The organism is Campylobacter sp. MIT 97-5078 (assembly GCF_006864455.1).
Taxonomy (GTDB): Bacteria; Campylobacterota; Campylobacteria; order Campylobacterales; family Campylobacteraceae; genus Campylobacter_D.
In genome coordinates this window covers 1-20,759 of record NZ_QHLK01000015.1, presented here as the reverse complement: position 1 = coordinate 20,759, position 20,759 = coordinate 1, and the positions used below count along the sequence as shown (strand labels likewise).

Here is a 20,759-nt window from a genome sequence, read left to right as displayed (position 1 = left end):
GCTTTATCCTTGAGTTTTAAATACGGCACTAAGATTATGATCGAGGTATTTTTCGGGATCATTTTTAAACGCCTCATAATTTTCTTCACTATCAAAATAATAAGTCAGCCCCGCATAAATATAAAAATACCTTGCCTTAAGATTGATAAGCTTAGTTTTAGAAACTGGATCTTGCACCTCAAGTTCTTTTACCTCAGTAAAGAATTTTGAACCCTTAATCACATCTTCAAGCTTTATACTTATCTTTTCTCCATCAAATTTATACGCTAGTGGTATGGGATTGCACCCACCCTCCTTACCTACACTAGGCAGAAAAATTCTCACATTACAACTGATACAAATAAGTTCATTGCCCCTTTGCACATAGCCCATATCCCCGCAAATCGCACAAGCATCAAAAACAGCTACTGGAGCGTCCCTATCTTCTCTTTTGTTAATCAAAAAAAAGCGTATAACCTTACCCTCGCTACTAATATACGCAAAGCGGTGCAGTTTATTGTCCCTTAATAAAGCCATATCAAAGATAAACTCGGCATTTTCATTTGGAACAACTTGTGTTGCCGCATCTATACTTACAGGACGCAAGTAAATAACATGAAAATACAAAATCATACCAAAAGCAAGGATAAAGCTTGCAAAACTTACCCCAAAATAGGCATTTAGCTTTGTATTTAAAGCCTTGATTTGTCTATAACGCATATCAAATAAATGCTCTTTTTTAAGTTCGAAAACCTTAAATCTTAAAAGTAAAAATGCTAAAACAAGTAAAAAAATCAAATACATATACACAAAAAATTGTGCATAATACACACTTTTTGCCACATAAGAAAGCAAAGGCGAATAAGTATAAATCAAATCTTGCCTCATTGCTGTGTGGAATATATTTGCAAGAGCAGTATTAAGCTCACAGCCTAAAACAAAGGCAAAAAAGATAAAACTTAGACTTTGATTAAATTTAAACTGCCATCTTAAAAAAAAGAAAAAAATTAAAGCTAAAACTAAGGCTAAAATGATAAAGGCTAAGGATTTTATAGCCTCACTATCAAGCAAGGAGCTTGTAAATATAGGAAAATCCTGACTTAAAACATAATATCTTACACCAAAAGCAAAAGCAGTAAAAAAGATAAAAATAAGCCTTAAAGACAAAAGCTCTTTTTTAAAAAAGCTTAAAATAAAAAGTATAAGCGTGCTAAAAAGCAAAATATAGGCAAAAAAAGCTAAGCCCTGAGTTCTTGCATAAGCACTTGCGATATAAAAAGCAAAATACGCAAACATAAAAGCAAGAAAAACCCACAAAAAAACAAAGCCAAATCTTTTAATACGCACACTCGCAAGGCTTGCTATACAAAACAATGGTAAAAGCACGGCAAAAGCGTGAAAAAAATATATACTCAAATGAAAACCTTTTTTTATACTTAAATTTAAACCCTTGCTTGAAACAAAAACAAACTCGGCATTTTCAAGCCTGTAAATTCTAGTCTAACTTGCTCGAAAAGAGGTTTAAATGAAATATAAAAGCCTCTATTATAGAGGCTTTACACTCATTTAGGAGTGCCTGTGTATTTGAATTTATAGCTTACCTTAAATGGTTCAAACCACTTGCCAACACCTGTTTCAGCGTCTGTATGACGACCAAAGCCTTGTTTTTCTGGATTAGTGATCACATAAGTAACTTCATAATTTCCTGGACCAAATTTACCACTTTTATCCTTTTCCATAGCAATATTTGCACCATAATGAGGACCATCATCAGCCACCATAGGCATAAAAGTTCCTCTTTTTACCCCGCCTGTGTCAAGGTTTTTAAGCTCATAAGCTATGCTAAGATATGGTATCCAAAAACCTTCTGGAAAGCCATTTTTGTTACCTTTAATAGCATGAATATCAGCTTCAAGGTGAATATCAGCTAAACTAGCCGCTAAATCTATACCCCTTGGTTCCATTTCTATAGGCTGAAGATATACAGCAGCTATTTCCATACCATTAATCTCATGTGGATCGCCAATTGGCACCTCTGCACCAAATGTGCTACTTGCAAACACAGCTGCTGCTGCGATACTTAATAATGTTTTTTTAAACATTATCTAACTCCTTTTTTAGTGAATTTTTGTGTTATAACAATGCCCAAAATGAGCAAGATTAAAACTATAAACTGAGGAATAAGCGTTTCGTAGTATGGATACACTCCAAGCCACAAAACAGGCTCAAAATTGATTGGCAAGAGCGAAGGTGTGATAAGTTTGCCCTCGATAAGCTCGCCAATACCCTTGCCTGTAAAGACAAAAACCATATAAAAAATGATATAAGATACTATATAAAAGAACTGCTTCACTGGAATTTTAATCGCTCCAGCCTTAAGTAAGAAATAAAGCACAACTAACAAGGCTAAGCCCACACCAAGCCCTATAAAAATAGCTGAATAATCAGTGCTTGTCTTTGCATCAAAGAACAAGGCTTGATAAAAAAGCACGGTTTCAGCCCCTTCTCTATACACGGCTAAAAAGACAGTAAGCCAAAGTGTTTTAGCCGAATTATTTGAAATGGCTTCTAGAGCTTGTCCTTTGATATAATTTGCCCATTTTTGATTGTGTGCATTAGAAAGCAACCAAAAGCCTACATAAAAGAGCAAGACTACAGCTATAAGCATGGTAATGCCTTCTATAAGCTCTCTGCTTTGCCCTGAGTTTTCTTTAAAAATCCAAGAAACAAAAAAGGCGGTGATAAAACTTAAAACAATTCCTGCTAAAAGGGCTGAATAGACTATATTTAAGCGGTTTTTATTGCCACTTTGAATAAGATATGATACTATAGCCACAACGATGATTAAGGCTTCTAAGCCCTCTCTTATAATAATACTAAAAGCCCAAATGAAAATCGAATACGGCGTGCTTGTTTGCACCAGATCAACAGCCTTACTAAGTTCAGCGTTTAAGGCGTCAAAATTAGCTTTTAAGGCTGTTTTATCAGCACTTGATTTGATTAAGGCTACACCTTGAGAAAAAAGGCTTTCTATCTTGAGCTTTAAATTACTATCAACAGCACCAACTTTACTTTCCATACCACTTGCTTCAAAGGTATCTAAATAGGCATTTTGCAAGGCATCTATACTTGAGCTTGAAAAACCTTGATAATCATCAAGTATATCATCTAAGGCTATGCGTATATCATCAGCAACTTTTGAATAATCTCTAGCATTCATTTGCTCTTCATTAAAGCCTTGCACTTGTATCTTTGCAAACTGCTCCTTTGGAATTTGTAAAAAAGCATCAAAAAGCAAGTCCTCTATATTTTCAAGTTCGTTTCTTAGGGTTTTTTCATCTATGTTTTGTTCGTTGATCTTGGTGATGAGCGAGCGAATGGCGGCTTGAATTTTTCTATCAAGTCCAGCTGTAGTGTGATTGCTTATAGCAATTTCTACTTTTGAGTTTCTATACTCATCAAATAAAGCACTATTTAGATAATCCTTAGCCTCTTGGAATTTTTTATTTTTAAAACTACTTGCAGCTTGGTTAAATTTACCTGAGATAGTATCAAGCAGGAATTGCAACTTAGGCTCAAGAGCTGAAGCGCTTTGAAGCTGTGTTATGACATCTGCATCATTTTGAGAATTTAAATTATTTGAATTATTTTCATTATCTATCTTGTTTGCATTTTGAGAATTTAAGCTTGTGCTAGCTAAGTTTTCATCGCTTGGTGCTGTTTCGCCAAACATAGAGGCAAATAAAGCATCAGCTTCAGCCTGTCTTTTTGCATTTTCTTCAAGTGAAGATTTTGCAATTTCTTCATCGCTTAAGCCATCTTGAGTTTTTTCTGCTTCAAGTCTAAAGCCTGTTTGAATGACAGGTGCAACCTCATCAAGATCAAAAATAAGTCCTTCTATAAGGGCATTGATATGATCTACATTTGCCTCATCTTTATACATACGACGCAAATTAGAAAATTTACGCTCCATAGTAATAGCCTTGCGTCCTATGTTGCGTCCTATAGCACCTTCCATATTTTCAAAATGCTGAAAATAAGCGTCCTCAACCTTTTTCTTTGCTTCATTTGCCTTGCCATCTTTATAAAGTGTTAAGCTTTCATTTAAAAGCCCTTTAATGATCTCAACCTCAGCTATATAATCATCAACACGAGCAAAACTAAAACTCACACTCAAAAACAAAAAAGCGAAAAATAATCTTATCTTTAGCATTAACCTTCCTTAAAATATCCAAAATAATGCTTTTAATACCATTGTAATTGTTTGCATATTTGATAAAAGTGTAATATTTATTAGCTTAATTTTAGATAAAAATTATCAAAATTAGAGTTTGTTGATAGATTTTTTAAAAAAACCTTGAAAGATCAAGGTTTTAAGGGGTTTCATAGATTTTTACTTTACTCACTGAGATCATCATTCATTTTCGAAGTCACTTCAAGCAAATCAAAGGCAGCAATAAATTGGTCTAAATCCTCATAATGAAGCACAAATTCTTCAAGCAAAAGCTCTATATCATCTCGGCTTAACTCAAGATAAGCGGTTCTATCATTTGGATTTTCTACTCTAACAACCATTTTCAATCCTTTGTCGTAATTTTCATCTGCAATTATATAAAAAATTATTAATGAAATGTTTAAAATGATACAAATTCACATTCTTTGAGATTTTTGCTTTCGTTTTTACTCATTTTCTTGACAGATTAAGCACAAATTTTGAGCTCAAAAAGCTTCATTTCAAGCTAAAATTGCTCTTAAATTTGTAATATATTCTTTTACATTTTTTTCTTGCATTAAACTTGATCGTAAGCAAACGCCTGAAACTGGGCTTTCTTTGAGCTGGACTAGAGTCTTTAAATTTATACCTCCTACAGCATAAATAGGAATTTTAGCATTTTTACATAACTTATTTAAAAAGCTTAATCCTTTTGGTGCTAAATCTTTTTTACAAGAACTTTCAAAGATATGTCCGGCTATAGCATAATTGCACTTGAAATATTCAGCCAAAAAAAGCTCTTCTTCACTATGCACTGAAGTGCCAATAAGATGAAAATATTTTACAAGTCTAGGTTCAGCCTTTAAGATATCTAAAGGGCAGTGAAAATACCTGTGATTAAGCTTTAAAGCCACTCTATCAAAATAATGCAAAATGCAAGTTGTTTTGTGCTTTGCACAAAGTTGCAATACCTCTTTAGCCAAATCATAATACTTTGCTTCGCCAAGTCCTTTTTCCCTTAAAATCAAAGCATCAATTTTTACTTTTGCAAGTTTTTCAATCCGCTTTAAAAAGTCCTCTTCACAAAGCTTGCTTTCAGTAATAGCAATGATTTTTTTAGCCCACATAGATACTATCACTCATCACAGCTTGTAAATTAGAGCTTTTAAGCATAGTTAAAATTTCATCCACGCTTCTATGATCTGAAATTTCAAACTGCTCATCACCTTTTTTTTCGCCTGAATGCTCGCCTATGCCTACTGAAACCCCAGCTGAAATTTTAGTCGCTACTATATCAATGATCTTATCCCTAAACTCGGCTCTTTCTCGCGTTGAAACAACTATATTTGCAAAGGGTAAAAAAATCCTATACGCACACAAAACCTGCAAAAATCTTGCTTCGGTAACATCTTTTGGGCTAATTTTGCGATTGCCTAAAATCGGACGCAATCTTGGTGCAGAAAGTGAAAGTTCAGTATGAGGATAGGCTTTTTGCAAAAAATAAGCATGTAAAGCTGTGGCAAGGGCATCTTTTTCAAACTCATCTATACCAAGTAAAGCCCCAAAGCCAACCCCTCTCATACCAGCTTTTAAAGCCCTTTCTTGTCCATTAAAGCGGTAAGGAAAGACGCGTTTTTCACCAAAGATATGAATTTTTTCATACTTATTCGCATTATAAGTTTCTTGATAAATGGTAACAAATTCACAGCCATTTTTATGCAAAAGCTCGTATTCATCAACATTCATCACATATACTTCTACCCCAACGACTTTAAAATACTCCTTAGCGATCTTACAGGCTCTTGCAATATACTCCACACTTGCATGTTCTCTTCCCTCTCCAGTAAGCAAGAGCACTTCTTGTAAGCCTGTATCAGCAATGGCTTTCATTTCAGCTCTTATTTCAATTTCGCTTAGTTTTGATCTAGCAATGGCATTACCCTTTTGAAAGCCACAATACACGCATTTGCTTTCACAATAATTACTCAAATAAAGCGGAGTAAAAAGAGTGATAGAATTTCCAAAATGTCTTTTTGTAAGCATTCTTGCCTTAAAAGCAAGCTCTTCTAAAAACTCACTTGCTACTGGGCTAAGCAAGGCTTTCAAGCCTTCTATGCTTAAATTTTCACTTCGCAAAGCTTTTAAAACTTCAGCTTGAGTATAATTTTGCTTTTGATAAGAACTTACTTCAGCTAAAACATTTTGAAGCACATTAGAATGAATTTCTTCCATATTACTTTCATACTCAAACACACTTTTTTTACCCATCTTTTAATCCTTTAAAAAACCAGTAAGTGGAGATGAAGCCCTAGCAAGCTCACTTTGTTGGGCTATACCAGCTAAAAAACCTTCCCTGCCAGCTTCTATAGCCAGCCTAAAAGCTCTTGCCATTTGAGGAATATTTGAAGACATTGCTATAGCTGTATTAATCATCACTGCACTTACGCCCATTTGCATAGCCTCACAAGCTTGTGCTGGGCTACCAAGTCCTGCATCAACGATGATAGGTAAATCAATCTCATCAAGTAAAATTTGAATAAAATCCTTAGTTTTTAAGCCCTTATTTGTGCCTATAGGTGCGCCAAGTGGCATAATAGCAGCTGCTCCAGCATCACGCATAGCCCTTGCTGTATAAAGGTCTGGATACATATAAGGCAGAGGCGTAAAACCTTCTTTTGCAAGCAGTTCAACAGCCTTTGTGCTTTCATAATTATCTGGCAAAAGATACTTACTATCTCGTATCACTTCTATTTTAATCATTTCAGCCCCACACAACTCTCTTGCTAGCTTGGCGATTTTTAAGGCTTCTTCAGCCGTCCTTGCTCCGCTTGTATTTGGTAAAATGGTGATGTTTTTAGGGATATAATCAAGTATATTTTCAAGCTTACCTGTGTAAGCACGTCTTAAAGCAAGGGTGATGATCTCAGCATTTGCCTGCTTAATTGCAGCTTCAATGAGCTCAAGGTTAAATTTACCAGAACCAAGTATAAAGCGGGAATTAAACTCAAATTTTCCAAGTTTTAATGTATGCAAAGTATAGTCCTTGTTTTTTGTCAATTTTATAGCATTCAAGCTTAAAAAAATGTGAGAAAGGGTTTAAATGAAGAAAAAACTTAAATTTTATCTTTATTTTTTAAGAGAGTTTCAAAACTCTGTAAGGATTGTTTAATCTTTTGACTTTCAAGTTTTCTTGTGATAAAAACGAGCTTTGAGCAAGTTTGTTCATCTTTTTTAATATGCGTTGGTGTATGTATGATATGCAAAACAGCGTTGATATTTACTAAAAAATCTTCTCCTATATCAATAATACCCTTTACTCTTAACACCTGCGTTCCATAGCGGTGCAAAAGCATACTCAACCATATGCCAAAAGCACTCCAATTTACACTATAATCAAATTCTAAAGCTAAACTTTCAAAATCTTCCTCATGCGTTTTTATAGGGCTAAAGTTTTGAAATTTAGCCTTTTTATCTAAAGAAAATATATCTTGATGATTGAAATCTTGTTTATCAAAGATACTTGCACTTGGATTTAAAATTTGAAGCTCTTGCATTAAGCTTTTATCTGCTTTTTTAAGATCGGTTTTTGTCAGCATTATACTATCAGCTAAGATGATTTGATCTTTGGCTTCTTGATTTTGCAAGTGCAAATGAGCATTAAGTGTATCAACGCACACAAGGGTATTTTGCAAGATGAAATGATTGCTTAAAAAAGCATCGCTAAGTAAGGTAAAAGCTATTGGGGCAACATTGGCTAAGCCTGTAGTTTCTATAATAACTTTTTTTAAAGGCTTTTGTTTTAAATCATAGCTATCAAGGAGTTCTTTTAAGCCTTTGATAAGATCAAGCCTCTTATTGCAGCACACGCAACCTGAATTTAGCACCAGCATTTGCTCATCTTTATAGGCTATGCTTGGCTTTAAGATGCGTTGATCAAGGGCGATTTGTCCTAATTCATTTACAATCACAGCCAAGCCCTCATCATCATAATGCGTTAAAAGTTCATTTAAAAAGCTTGTTTTGCCACTTCCTAAAAAACCTGTAATTAAGATGATAGGAATTTTAGCCATGGTTTTGTTTTAAAAAATTGATAAAATTTAAGTCAAAAATATCAATGGGTTTTGAGCTAAGCTCTTCAGCCTTAAGCCATAAATCCCCAAGATCATTTACTATAAGGCTTTTGCCTTTCTTATCGCTGAGTATAAATTTAGAGTTTTGCCACTCTTTGATACTTAAACCATAAAAGGCAAGGACAAGCCCTAAAAGCTTAGCCCTCTTAAGTCTTGATCTTTGCCTTTCTTTTTGGTTTTCACCAGCACTTATGTTTGCTTTTTCTTCTTTAAAGCTTACATCACTCCAGTGAAAAGAGCTTATGAGTTCGCCACATAAAATACACATTACTAGCTCGCCTTATTTTTTACGCGGACTTCTTTTTAAGAAATCATCAGCAATTTCATTAAAATTCACCCAACGCACGCCTTCATGGCTATTGATATGAGAGATAATTTTTTCATGCATCATTAAAACCTGAGGACGCCCACTTACATCAGGGTGTATAGTCATAGCAAACACCGCATAATCCATTTCTCTATATACCCAGTCAAATTGATCAATCCACATTTGCCCTATATCTCTTGGAGAGACAAAACCGAAGCTATTTGGGGATTTTTTGATAAACATCATCGGCGGTAAATCATCTAAATACCAATTAGCTGGAATTTCAACCAAATCAGTTTCCCTGCCTCTTATCAAAGGCTTCATCCAGTCCTTAGCCTCTGCACTATAATCAATCTTACTCCAACTATCACCTACCCTTACATAATAAGGCGTAAAATCATTATGCATTAAAGAATGATCGTATTTTATGCCGTGTTTAAGCAAAAGTTCATTTGTGATATTTGAAAACTCCCACCACGGTGCAACATAACCAGTTGGCTTTTTGCCGGTTAAATCCTTAATAAGCTCTATACTTTTAAGCAAAACATCTTCTTCTTGCTTAGCACTCATGGCTATTGGATTTTCATGCGAATAACCATGTGCACCTATTTCATGTCCTGCATCAACGATCATTTTCATTTGCTCTGGAAAAGTTTCTATAGAATGCCCCGGTGCAAACCAAGTAGCTGGGATATTATGTCTTTTAAAAAGCTTTAAAAGTCTTGGCACGCCAACTTCTCCTGCAAAAAGTCCTCTTGAAATATCATCTGGGCTATCCTCGCCCCCATAACTTCCAAGCCAACCTGCAACTGCGTCAATATCTACGCCATAAGCTACCAAAATTTCTTTTGCCATTTTTACTCCTTTAAAGTGGTTTGAGTTTTGTTAAATAAGCACTTGTAAGCTCTAAGTTAATATCCTTTAAATACGGGATATTTTCTCTTTGAACTCTGATAAAGTCCAGATCAAGGACTTGCACTATACATTCATTTTTATTCTTAGCCTGCTTTAAAACCTTAGCTTGAGGATTGATAATACGTGATTTACCAGCAAATTCAAGCTTTTCTTTGCTTGAGTAATGAGTCTCAAAAGAGCTATGATTTGAGGCGATAACATAGCAAGCATTTTCTAAGGCTCTTGCTCTTAAAGCAAGCTCCCACGCATAAGTTCTTGCCTTGCCAAAAGCACTTGGATAAGCTAGAATTTCAGCCCCACTTAAAGCCAAAATCCTTGCCCCCTCACTAAAACCAAGCTCATAACAAATTTGCAAGCCAATTTTTACTTTAAATTTTTTAAAATCCAGTTCAAATACTTCATACTCTTTACCCTTTTCAAAACGTTCTTTTTCTTCGCCCCAAAGATAAATTTTGCGATATTTTCCCAAAAGTTTGCCTTCAGCTGAAAGCACAAAAGCTGTATCAAAAATTTGATTGTTTTCTTTTTCAAGCGTGCAGGCGATGAGAAAAGTTTTGGTCTTTTTTGCAAATTCGCTTAAGGCTTTAAAAGTAAAATGTGAGTGTGGATTTGAAAAATCAAGAGCAAGCTTAAAGTCCTTATCATTAACACAATATCCACTATCAAAAAGCTCTGGAAAAACGATGAGTTTTGCACCCTTATCAACACCTTTTTGAGCAAGTTTTAAAGCAAGCTTGACATTTGTTTTAACTTCATAAGGCTTGCTTTTCATTTGTATGCTTGCAACTTTTAACTTTCTCATTTGTTTAATCTTTGTTTGGGTCTTTTATTTTCATTTTAAAGCTTAAAAGCTTAAAAAACACTAACAAAAGTTTAAAAACAACTTTTTTTGAAAAAATGTTACAAATGTAACTTTTTGTATAGCAAGTAAAATCTAAACTAAATTCTCACAAATCCTCTCGCCCATCTCAGAGCAAGTGATTTTAATGCCTTCATTTGTATAAATGTCAGCTGTTCTATAGCCTTGTTCTAAGGTTTTTTGCACGGCTTTTCGTATCGCTTCGGCTTCATTTTGTAAATTTAAACTAAGTTCAAGCATTAAGGCTGCACTTAAAATGGTGCCTATAGGATTGGCTAGATTAAGCCCTGCTATATCAGGAGCTGAACCATGGATTGGCTCATAAAGTCCAAAATTTTTATCACTTAAAGAAGCTGAAGGTAAAACACCTAAAGTTCCGCTTAAAACGCTAGCCTCATCGCTTAAAATATCGCCAAACATATTTTCAGTTAAAATCACATCAAATTCATTTGGATTTTTGCAAAGTTGCATGGCTGCATTATCCACATACATAAAGCTTAAATTGACTTCAGGATATGAATTAGCCACATCTTGCACCACTTCTCGCCATAAACGAGAGCTTTCAAGCACATTAGCTTTATCTACACAAGTAAGTTTTTTTTTACGTTTTAAGGCTAATTCAAAGCCGATTTTTGCGATTTGTTTAATCTGGCTTTGTGAGTATTCAAGTTCATCTTTCGCCCAAAGTTGCCCTTCTTTTTCAAAACGCTCATGCTTGCCAAAATAAATCCCACCTATAAGCTCTCTAACAATGATAAAATCAATGCCCTTATCTAAAATCTCAACCTTTAAAGGACTTGAGTTACTTAATTCTTTCATCACGCTTGCTGGGCGTAAGTTTGCGTATAAATTTAAGCCTTTTCTTAAGGCTAAAAGTCCAGCTTCTGGGCGGTTGTAAGCTGGTTCATTATCCCATTTTGCTCCGCCTATAGCCCCAAAAAGCACGGCTTTACTTTGCTTGCATACCCTTAAAGTCTCTTCAGGTAAAGCCTTTCCACACTCATCAATAGCAGCCCCACCCATTAATACTTCTTCAAATTCGAAATTGTGTTTGTAAATTTGAGCGATTTTCTTAAGCACCTTTAAGGCTTCATTAATGATCTCAATGCCTATGCCATCACCTTTTATCACTGCTATTTTCATCAATTTTCCTTTTTATGAGCCACAAAATTGACATAGCCATTTGCATTGATAATCTCTTGTATAAATGGCGGAAAAGGCTGGGTTTTAAAGCTTTTGTTTGTGCTTAAATTTTTAATCTCGCCTTTTTCAAAGTCTATTTCAACTTCATCATTAGCATTAATATTTGAAGCAATTTCTTCGCTTTCTATGATAGCAAGTCCTATATTAATAGCATTTCTATAAAAAATACGTGCAAAAGACTTTGCTATAATACAGCTAATTCCACTTGCTTTTATGGCTATAGGTGCATGCTCTCTACTTGAGCCACAGCCAAAATTAAAGCCTCCTACCATAATATCGCCTTGCTTTACTTTTTTCACAAATTCCTTATCTATATCCTCCATGCAATGACTTGCTAGCTCTTTATTATCCGTTGTGTTAAGATAGCGGGCTGGGATAATGACATCTGTATCGACATTATCGCCATATCTATGAACTTTTCCGTGTGCTTTCATCTTTTCTCCTTATAAAACTTGCTCTGGTGTGCTTAAAATTCCGCTAATAGCACTTGCTGCAGCAACTTCAGGCGAAGCTAAAAAAACTTGCGAAGTTTCATGCCCCATTCTGCCAACAAAATTGCGATTTGTGGTTGAAACGCATTTTTCATTTGCTGCTAAAATTCCCATATGTCCGCCAAGACAAGGACCACAAGTTGGAGTTGATACCACGCAACCTGCCTCGATAAAGGTTTTTAAATAGCCCTTTGTAATACATTCTAAATAAATATTTTGAGTAGCAGGGATAACTATACAGCGAGTGTTTTTAGCGATTTTTTTGCCTTTTAAAATTTCAGCTGCTACTGCCATATCACTTAATCTCCCATTCGTGCAAGAGCCAATGACAACTTGATCTATCTTAATCTCACCCCACTCATCTTTAGTGCGTGCATTTTCTGGTAAGTGCGGAAAAGCCACAGTATGATCGATCTCATCTAAATTAATGTCAAAAACTTGCTCATAATACGCATCTTCATCAGCCACAAAAATTCTTGGTTTTTTCTCACTTCTTCCCTTAGCATACTCAAGCGTGATATCATCAACCGCAAAAATACCATTTTTTGCCCCTGCTTCTATAGCCATATTAGCTATGCAAAGCCTATCATCTATGCTTAAATTTTTAAGTCCTTCGCCCATAAATTCCATACTCTTATACAAAGCCCCATCAACACCTATCTTACCGATGATATGCAAGATTACATCTTTGCCACTGATATGTGGGCGAAGCTTGCCTTTGATATTAAATTTCATAGCTTGAGGCACTTTAAACCAAGCCTTACCTGTTGCCATAGCCACGCCCATATCAGTTGAGCCAACCCCTGTGCTAAAAGCTCCTAAAGCCCCATAAGTGCAAGTATGCGAATCAGCTCCTATGATAAGATCGCCTATAGTTACTATGCCTTGTTCGGGTAAAAGTGCGTGTTCAACGCCCATATTTCCAACATCATAATAATGCTCTATATCAAAGTCATTAGCAAAAAAGCGACATTGCTGGCTTTGAGTAGCAGCCTTTATGTCTTTGTTTGGTGCGAAATGATCCATTACTAAAGAAATTTTACTTTTATCAAAAACCTTACTAAATTTAGCCTTATTAAAAGCGTTAATGGCTACTGGAGTAGTAATATCATTTCCCAAAACCATATCAAGCTGTGCCATAATAAGTTCTCCAGCATTTACGAAGTCTTTCCCTGCTCCATTGGCTAAAATTTTTTGAGTCATAGTCATATTTTTCATTTTCTATCCTTTATGATCGTTCTATTTATCGCTGTGATTAAAGCTAGGATTGAAGCGGCGATGATGTCTGTATCAATGCCAGCTCCAAAGCAGTTTTTTTGCTCGCTTTGTATTAAAACATAAGCAATAGCCTTTGAGCTTGAGCCTTGAGAAAGAGCATGCTCGCTATAATCAAGCACATCAAAATCAAAGTCTAAAATGCTTTTTAAAGCCTTTGATACTGCATCAAGCCTGCCATTTCCCAAACCTTTAAGCTCGTGCGTTTTGCCTTGAAATTTTACACTTAAGCTTACTTTTAGGTTTTCAGTTTCTTCAAAAGAAAATCTTAAAAGCTCTAAAGGAGCTTTTACATTGACAAAATCGCTTTCAAAGATAGCCACTATCTCATCAGCACTAAGCTCTTTTTGCATTTGCACGGATTTTTCTTTGATATAGTATGAAAATTCTTCTCTTAAATGGCTTGGTAAATTTGCCCCAAAACGCGAATTTAAGATATAAGCGATACCGCCTTTTCCACTTTGAGAATTAATGCGTATCACATCGCTTTCATATACCCTGCCAACATGCTTTGGATTTAAAGGCAGATATGGCACGCTCCAAGTTTCAAGCCTTTGTTCTTCATGATAAGCCATACCTTTAGCAATGGCATCTTGATGAGAGCCTGAAAAGGCTGCAAAAACAAGCTTACCAGAATAAGGTTGTCTTTCATACACACGCATTTTACTCACTTTTTCATATAGCTCACAAATACGCGGTAAATCACTAAAATCAAGCCGAGGATCAATTCCATGCGTGTATAAATTCATCGCAAGCGTGATAATATCAACATTTCCAGTGCGTTCTCCATTACCAAAAAGCGTGCCTTCAACCCTATCTGCACCGGCTAGTAGTCCAAGTTCAGCTGCAGCTATAGCACAACCCCTGTCATTGTGCGGATGTAAAGAAATGATGACTTCCTCTCTTTGTTTAAAATGTTTTGAAAGATACTCAATTTGCGAGGCATACACATGAGGCAAAGAAAGCTCAACTGTTGCTGGAAGGTTGATAATAAGCTTTTTATCCTTGCTTGGCTTAAACTCATCTATAATGGCATCACACACCTCAAGAGCGTAATCAATCTCTGTTCCTGTAAAGCTTTCTGGCGAATACTCAAAACAAAAATTCCCTTCAGTATCCCTAGCAAGCTCTTTGATGAGCTTTGCTCCCTCAAGGGCGATTTTCTTGATCTCATCTTTGCTTTTTTTAAAAACCTGCTGTCTTTGAGCATAAGAGGTTGAATTATAAAAATGAACTATGGCATTTTTACAGCCTTTCAAGGCTTCAAAGCTTTTTTTGATGATATGTTCTCTTGCTTGAGTAAGAATTTGAATGCTAACATCATCTGGGATTAAATCCTGCTCTATAAGCGTGCGGACAAAGTCAAATTCAAGTGAACTTGCCGCTGGAAAACCAACTTCGATCTGCTTAAAGCCGATCTCAACCAAAAGCTTGAAAAACTCAAGCTTTTCTTCTATACTCATAGGCGTAATCAAGGCTTGATTACCATCTCTTAAATCCACACTACACCAAATAGGTGCTTTTGTGATAAATTCTTTCTTACACCACTCATAGCTTGGGCTTGGGGGCATAAAATAATTTCTTTGATAATGTTTAAAACTCATAAAAAACTCCAAAAATTTGATAAAAATTTAAAAAGTCTTAGAAAAAAGACTTAAAACATAGGCTTAAAAATAAAAAAATGAAAGATTACAGAGAAAGTTGTAACAGGGCAGGCAGGGTGAGAGTGAATTGAACTTGTTTGTGTGTATGATATGCTTTCATATTTTCCTCCTGCGTTGATATTTAAATAAACTTGATTATAACTAAAAAATATAAATTTTTCTTTAAATTGCAAAAGTAAAGTCTTATTTTGTGTGAAATTTGCTTTTAATGAGTATTTTTTGCTTTATTGTAAAACGCAAAAAAAGCTTTGGATTATAAAAAACAAGCACTTTAATATAGCCTAAATTCACTCCATATTTTTTAACTTTTGTTTTCATTTTTTACAAGCAATTCAAGCACTAAATTAGCCTGATGTCCCGCGCAAATATTTACACGCGGTGCCATAAGTCCATTTCCAGGCTTTGCCTCACTAACTAAATCCCCGCACATATAAAAATTTTGAGCGATTTTTTTTGTTTGTATGGCATTTGAATTTCCATATCCAGCCAAGCCAGACGCACAGATTAAGCTTGTGCTTGGGTAGAATTTATGAAAATTCTGTGCTAACATGGCTTTTGCTGCGGCACTATCAAAGGCTTCACAAACTATATCTATATCTTTAAATAAAGACTTTAAATTATTTTCATCTATTTTTAAAGTGCAAATTTCAACGCTGATATAAGGGTTGATCTCGTTAATTTGCTCTTTTAAAGCTTGGGTTTTCAATTTACCCAAATCACTCACGCGGTAAGCTTGGCGATTAAGATTACTAGGCTCAATCACATCAAAATCAATAAGCTTTAAATGCCCCACTCCGCTTCTTGCTAAATTTATAGCAATATGCGAGCCAAGCCCACCAAGCCCACACACTGCTACACTTGAATTTTTAAGCTTCTCATACACCTTTGGGGTATGCCTTGCACTCATCATGGCTTCTAAAGCCTCTTTTGGAGGCATTACGCATTTTTCTATGCAAAAAAGCTCGTCATTTTCTTTTAAAGCGATATTTTCTTTAGTCGCAAAACCATTAATGATCCACACATCATTTTCATTTTTGCTGACATTTTTAAAAAATTCCAAACTCGTTTTAAACTGCGTATCAAGCTCTTTACCATTGAATTTTACTTGCATCAACCACCCCCTACAAAGCTTACAATTTCAGCCTTATCATTTTCTTTTAAAATCAAATTATCAAACTCGCTCTTAGGTATGATTTCTCCGTTTAATTCTAAGGCAATGAATTCTATTTTAAAACCTTTTTGCTTTAAAAAATCTGTAAATTTCAATTCTTTAAATTCAAGTTTTTCTCCGTTAATAATCATATAATTCCTTTTGAATTCTTATCGTTTCTTTTATCACTTTACACATTTTTAGTAAATGCTCTAACTCCTCTTTAGAACACTCATAATCATTGCGGTATTTAAGCCATTGTTTTATAACCTGATAGCCTCCTATAGTAAATTGCCAAATTTCAGCACTTATAGCACTTATAGCTAGATCCTCATTTAAGATGATTGTATTTTCTACGAAGCGATCTTTTTCTTGGTATTTTTTGATCTTAAAATTTGCCTTTTTATCTTCTTTTAAAAAGATAAAATCAATCTCATCTTTCAAATCTCTTTTAAACAAGTGAAGTTCTACAAGTTTTTTACCTAAAGTAGCAAAATCATCAAAAGTCTTTTGTTCTACTTCGAAATTAATCCTAGCAAAGCCTGTTTTTAAATACTCTAGGTATTTTTCTCTATATCTTGGATTGTATAAATTTGCATAGATAAAATACAAAATTTCCTCAGGACTTTTGTCTTTTAAGATCTTGTGATTTTCTTTGTAGGCTAGAAATTCGCTTGTGAAATTTGGAATTTTTTCATTATTAACATAAAGATAGAGTGGGGCTGTAAAACTTCTAAATCCAAAAAAATTTCCATCCGTTATATTGCTACAAACAATTGAATGAGAAAAATAATCATGAATTGATGATTCTATAAAACAAAGTCCTAAATTTTCCTTATCTAAAAAATGTTGCATGGTTTTATATCTAGGGCGTCCTAAAAATCCTTGTTTCTCTGAATAAAAAGTCCATTGAATGTCAAAAGGTCTATAATGTATTTTACTAATAAAACCTGTATTATTTTCATATTGAGTTAAAGTATTCAAAATTATAGAATTATCTAAATTATATTTTTTTACATTTTCTTCTTTTGTTAAATTTTTAAAATCCTTTAAAACATTTTCCATACTTTGCTTATTTAGCTGTATGGCTATATTATCTTTTTCAGTTTGAATTCCACTACTATAATTTAAAAATATAGACTTTTTATCCTCTGCCTTATCGCTTGCTAACGCCCAAAAATTTTCATATTCTTTATTTTTAAATTCTCTTTTGATAAACCAAAAATAAGGCTCATCTAAGCTCAATTCTTCCCATTTGATCGCATTTAAACCCTTTTGTCTTACATCATCCAAAAGAGCAAATTTTTCTTTTCTTGAAAAGATATTATTATCACTTGTAGAATAGTAAAAGAGCTTTGCACCACCGCTTGCTTTATCTTTATACTTTACAAACAAACTTATACAAACACCTACTTTTATATCAAAAACATTTTCATCATTCTTAGCGTCTTTATCGCTCCCGTGTAAATTCAGTATATAAATTTCATCAAAACTTTTATACAAGCTTTCTCTCATTTTTCTATGAGTTTTTCCATTTATAAAAGAGTTATTTGTGATAAAACCTAAAAGTCCTTTTTTTTCTTCAAATAAATCTTTTTTGTTTTGCTCTAGCAATTTCCACTGTGCAAAACGCATAAATTTAATATAATCATCATTTAAAGGTTGTATATTTTTGTCATTTAAGCCTTGTTTGTAAATTTTTAAAAGCTCTAGTATATCTTTGCCTTTGTTTTTGCTTTTTGCATTATAGGGAGGATTGCCTAAAATGACAAGTAAATCTTGACTATGCTTAACATCTCTTGCTTTTTTCCACTCTGCATCTAAATTCACCAAAGGCATAAACATATCAAAATTCGCGTTTTTTTCTAAATCCAAAGTATTATTAAGAAAAATTTGAAAATCAGCTTCGCTAAAATCCTTAAAACCATTTTTTCTTAAAATTTGTCCTAATTTTAACCTTGCGACGATATAAGGCACGAAAGAAAGTTCAAAACCATAAATATCTTTTAAAAATTTATTTTTTATCGTTTCATTTTTAAAGACTTCGCTTTCTTTGGAAATGATTTTTTCAAAAACACTGGCTAAAAAGCTTCCTGTGCCCGTAGCAAAGTCAAGCACTTTTACACCTTGATCATTAAAACCTTTGTTTTTGTTAAATTTGCTTTTTAAAAGCTCGTCTAAGCTTGAAACTATCATATCTACAACACTTTTTGGAGTATAAAAAACCCCGCCTTCTTTGCGTTTTTGCGTCGCTCTTAAATCATCATAAGCCTTTAAAAAATCTTCATACAAATATATGCTTATGCTTTCTAAATCTTGATTTAAAATTTTACAAAGTGCTATTTTGTCTATCAAAGATAGAGTTTTTTTGATGTTTTCTAAAGTATATCTAATATCTTGTGGAAGTGAGAAAGAAGGCACAGCAAAATACACAAATTCGCTTAAGGTTCTAAAAGTGCTTGGTAAAAATGAGATGAAATTTTCTATAGGAATTTTTTCTAAATCATAATCATCATTTTCTATATAAGAAACAAAAATTCCATACACTGTAGCTTGGGCTAAAATGTCGCAAAATTCTTCATCTGCTAAAGCTATTTTTTCTATACTTTCAAAAGTGTCTTTTGTCCTTTCAAAAAAACTTCTAAAAGAAGAATTGACATCACTTTCATCAAAAGAAATTTTTAAAGCATTGCTTAAATAAAAACTTTGCATACTTAAAACTTTTACTAATTCTTGCTTTGATTTAATAGTGGTGCTATCATCATCAAAATAAGCTTTAAGAAGATTTTTAAATACACTTATATTTTCTTCTTTTAAATTAAGCTTATTATCGAGTAAATCAATATCAAAAACCACTTTTTCAAAAGAAAAAAGTATAAAACGTTTGTAGTTTGTAAAGATGATATTGGGTGAAATTTGCAAGTATTTGCTAAGCTGCTTTCCTTTTAAATGTAAATTTAAATCCACATCTAAATTTTTACATTCTATAAAACCGACAAGATGATTATAACTCAGTTCTTTTTCTTTATCTATAAGCTTATAGGTTTTAAAATCAGGCCTTATAGAGCCTTGTCCTTTTTCACTTTTTGGTTCATGAATGATTTTAATTTCTTTGGGTTTTAATTCATTAAGCAAATTTTCAAAACAAGTTCTAAAGGTATGTTCATTATAATTTTTTGCTTCAAAAATCGCTTGAATTTTACTTGTATATTTTTTAAATATATCCATAACTTTTCCTAGTTAAAATTCTCCACCAAATCCTTAAAAACAAGGCAAAGCTTTTCAAAATCCTCTAAACTCACTTTTTCATCAATAGCATGAATGCTATCATTTCTTACCCCAAATTCAACGACCTTTACTCCAAATTCAGCAAAAAATCTCGCATCGCTTGTGCCACCTTTGGTATTTAAGCTTGGGACAACTGCAGTGATCTTTTGTATGCTGCGATTAAGCTTTTGGACGATTTTGCTGTCTTTATCAGTTAAAAAAGGCTTTGAGCTTAATTTTAAGCTAAGCTCATAATTTAGTCCCTTGCAAAGCTCCTCTATATAGGCTTTTATATCCTCTATGTTACTTTGATTTGAATTTCTAACATTAAACATAATCTTAAGCTCACTTGGGGTTACATTGCATACTTCTATGCCACCTCTAATGTCTGTTATCACAATCTTTGAAGGAGCAAAAACTTCATCACCGGGATCAAGATCAAAGCCAGCTAAGGATTTAAGCACTCCAGCAAACTCATGCACGGGATTAATACACTTTTCAGGATAAGCAGCATGTCCTTGCTTGCCTTTGATAAGAAGCGTGCCATTTATCGAACCTCTTCTTCCTATCTTAAGACTATCGCCAAATTTAAGCTCGCAACTTGGTTCAGCAACCACCGCAAAATCAGGCAAAATTTGCTTTTCTTGCATAAATTGAAGCACTTCTTTAGTGCCGTATTTTGCCTCGCCCTCTTCATCACTTGTAATGATAAGACTTAGCCTTGAACCTTTAAAATCCGAATGTTTAGCCGCATAGATAAAAGCCGCAAGCCCACTTTTCATATCTTGTGCGCCTCTGGCGATGATAAAACCATCTTTTTCAGTCGGCCCAAAAGGCTCGCTACTCCAACCCTTCCCTGGCGGCACTACATCAATATGCCCGCCAAAGGCTAAATGCTCGCCCTCATCTTTGAATTTTTTAGTCAGCAAAAGATTTCTCACACCCTCTTTTTCTATAAAAAAAGCCTCAAATTCATCAAGCTCTAAGGCTATATAATTTAAAGCTCCATCATCATTTGGAGTAATTGATTTAAATTTCAAAAGCTCTAAGAGTAAATCTTTTGCCTGCATAACTTGTCCTTTTTGCGAAGTTTCAAGCATTATAACACAAATTCCTTACAAAAATTAGTTTTTGTCTAAGTTGAACTTTAGCTTAAGGCTTATCTTAGGCACAACCAAACGAAAACCTTAAAGCAAAAACAACAAGTAAAAATATAAAAAGAAATAAGAAATAACTCAAACAAATAAAAATTTAAAAGTAAGTAAAAGCAGTAAAATAACAAAGTCCGCAACAAGCTACTTTCCCC

At 34.1% G+C, this 20,759-nt stretch carries 19 protein-coding genes; all 19 read right to left on the bottom strand.

Features of this window, described 5'->3' with window-relative positions; all coding sequences use genetic code 11:
* Positions 1–3: 3 nt before the first annotated feature.
* The 19 genes from DMB91_RS07770 to dapE all read right to left on the bottom strand — a co-directional run bounded on the left by DMB91_RS07770 (position 4) and on the right by dapE (position 20,523).
* Complete coding sequence (locus DMB91_RS07770; RefSeq protein WP_034904178.1) at positions 4–1,395, bottom strand: Fe-S-containing protein; 1,392 nt, start codon at positions 1,393–1,395, stop codon at positions 4–6.
* Positions 1,396–1,541: 146 nt separating this feature from the next.
* A complete protein-coding gene (locus tag DMB91_RS07765) occupies positions 1,542–2,081 on the bottom strand; it encodes an iron transporter (RefSeq protein WP_034905613.1) in 540 nt (179 codons plus the stop codon).
* Positions 2,081–4,192, bottom strand: coding sequence for an FTR1 family protein (locus DMB91_RS07760; protein ID WP_034904181.1), 2,112 nt, complete (start codon positions 4,190–4,192; stop codon positions 2,081–2,083). Before DMB91_RS07760 ends, DMB91_RS07765 begins: the two co-directional genes overlap by 1 nt.
* 185 nt (positions 4,193–4,377) lie before the next feature.
* Complete coding sequence (locus tag DMB91_RS08900) at positions 4,378–4,554, bottom strand: hypothetical protein (RefSeq protein ID WP_156104100.1); 177 nt, start codon at positions 4,552–4,554, stop codon at positions 4,378–4,380.
* A 159-nt stretch (positions 4,555–4,713) separates the two neighbouring features.
* A complete protein-coding gene (locus DMB91_RS07755) occupies positions 4,714–5,319 on the bottom strand; it encodes a thiamine phosphate synthase (RefSeq protein WP_034904183.1) in 606 nt (201 codons plus the stop codon).
* The gene (gene thiH, locus DMB91_RS07750; RefSeq protein WP_034904184.1) at positions 5,309–6,460 is read right to left on the bottom strand and encodes a 2-iminoacetate synthase ThiH; all 1,152 of its coding nucleotides are present in this window, start codon (positions 6,458–6,460) and stop codon (positions 5,309–5,311) included. The genes DMB91_RS07755 and thiH overlap by 11 nt, the downstream gene beginning before the upstream one ends.
* Positions 6,461–6,463: 3 nt before the next feature.
* Positions 6,464–7,225 carry a thiazole synthase gene (locus tag DMB91_RS07745; protein WP_034904185.1) on the bottom strand — a complete coding sequence of 254 codons (762 nt, stop codon included), beginning with the start codon at positions 7,223–7,225 and terminating at the stop codon, positions 6,464–6,466.
* Positions 7,226–7,305: 80 nt separating this feature from the next.
* Positions 7,306–8,262 (bottom strand): CobW family GTP-binding protein, encoded by a 957-nt coding sequence (locus DMB91_RS07740; protein ID WP_034904187.1) that lies wholly within the window; start codon positions 8,260–8,262, stop codon positions 7,306–7,308.
* Positions 8,255–8,590, bottom strand: a complete 336-nt coding sequence (locus DMB91_RS07735) for a hypothetical protein (protein WP_034904188.1) — start codon at positions 8,588–8,590, stop codon at positions 8,255–8,257. The genes DMB91_RS07740 and DMB91_RS07735 overlap by 8 nt, the downstream gene beginning before the upstream one ends.
* 12 nt (positions 8,591–8,602) lie before the next feature.
* On the bottom strand, positions 8,603–9,484 hold the full coding sequence (locus tag DMB91_RS07730) for a polysaccharide deacetylase family protein (protein WP_034904190.1): 882 nt from the start codon (positions 9,482–9,484) through the stop codon (positions 8,603–8,605).
* Positions 9,485–9,494: 10 nt separating this feature from the next.
* Complete coding sequence (locus tag DMB91_RS07725; RefSeq protein ID WP_034904193.1) at positions 9,495–10,346, bottom strand: carbon-nitrogen hydrolase family protein; 852 nt, start codon at positions 10,344–10,346, stop codon at positions 9,495–9,497.
* A 132-nt stretch (positions 10,347–10,478) separates the two neighbouring features.
* Positions 10,479–11,546: a 3-isopropylmalate dehydrogenase gene (gene leuB, locus DMB91_RS07720; RefSeq protein ID WP_034904195.1), complete on the bottom strand. Its 1,068-nt coding sequence runs from the start codon at positions 11,544–11,546 to the stop codon at positions 10,479–10,481.
* Entirely contained in the window at positions 11,546–12,040 is a 495-nt protein-coding gene (gene leuD / locus DMB91_RS07715; protein WP_034904199.1) for a 3-isopropylmalate dehydratase small subunit, read from the bottom strand. Before leuD ends, leuB begins: the two co-directional genes overlap by 1 nt.
* 9 nt (positions 12,041–12,049) lie before the next feature.
* Positions 12,050–13,315, bottom strand: a complete 1,266-nt coding sequence (gene leuC, locus DMB91_RS07710; protein WP_197051039.1) for a 3-isopropylmalate dehydratase large subunit — start codon at positions 13,313–13,315, stop codon at positions 12,050–12,052.
* The gene (locus tag DMB91_RS07705) at positions 13,312–14,976 is read right to left on the bottom strand and encodes a 2-isopropylmalate synthase (protein ID WP_034904201.1); all 1,665 of its coding nucleotides are present in this window, start codon (positions 14,974–14,976) and stop codon (positions 13,312–13,314) included. Before DMB91_RS07705 ends, leuC begins: the two co-directional genes overlap by 4 nt.
* A gap of 361 nt (positions 14,977–15,337) precedes the next feature.
* Positions 15,338–16,150, bottom strand: a complete 813-nt coding sequence (thiF, locus tag DMB91_RS07700) for a thiamine biosynthesis protein ThiF (RefSeq protein WP_143116886.1) — start codon at positions 16,148–16,150, stop codon at positions 15,338–15,340.
* On the bottom strand, positions 16,147–16,338 hold the full coding sequence (gene thiS / locus DMB91_RS07695; protein ID WP_034904206.1) for a sulfur carrier protein ThiS: 192 nt from the start codon (positions 16,336–16,338) through the stop codon (positions 16,147–16,149). Before thiS ends, thiF begins: the two co-directional genes overlap by 4 nt.
* Positions 16,328–19,414, bottom strand: a complete 3,087-nt coding sequence (locus DMB91_RS07690) for a type ISP restriction/modification enzyme (protein WP_034904208.1) — start codon at positions 19,412–19,414, stop codon at positions 16,328–16,330. The genes thiS and DMB91_RS07690 overlap by 11 nt, the downstream gene beginning before the upstream one ends.
* An 8-nt stretch (positions 19,415–19,422) precedes the next feature.
* On the bottom strand, positions 19,423–20,523 hold the full coding sequence (gene dapE / locus DMB91_RS07685) for a succinyl-diaminopimelate desuccinylase (protein WP_034904282.1): 1,101 nt from the start codon (positions 20,521–20,523) through the stop codon (positions 19,423–19,425).
* Positions 20,524–20,759 lie beyond the last annotated feature (236 nt).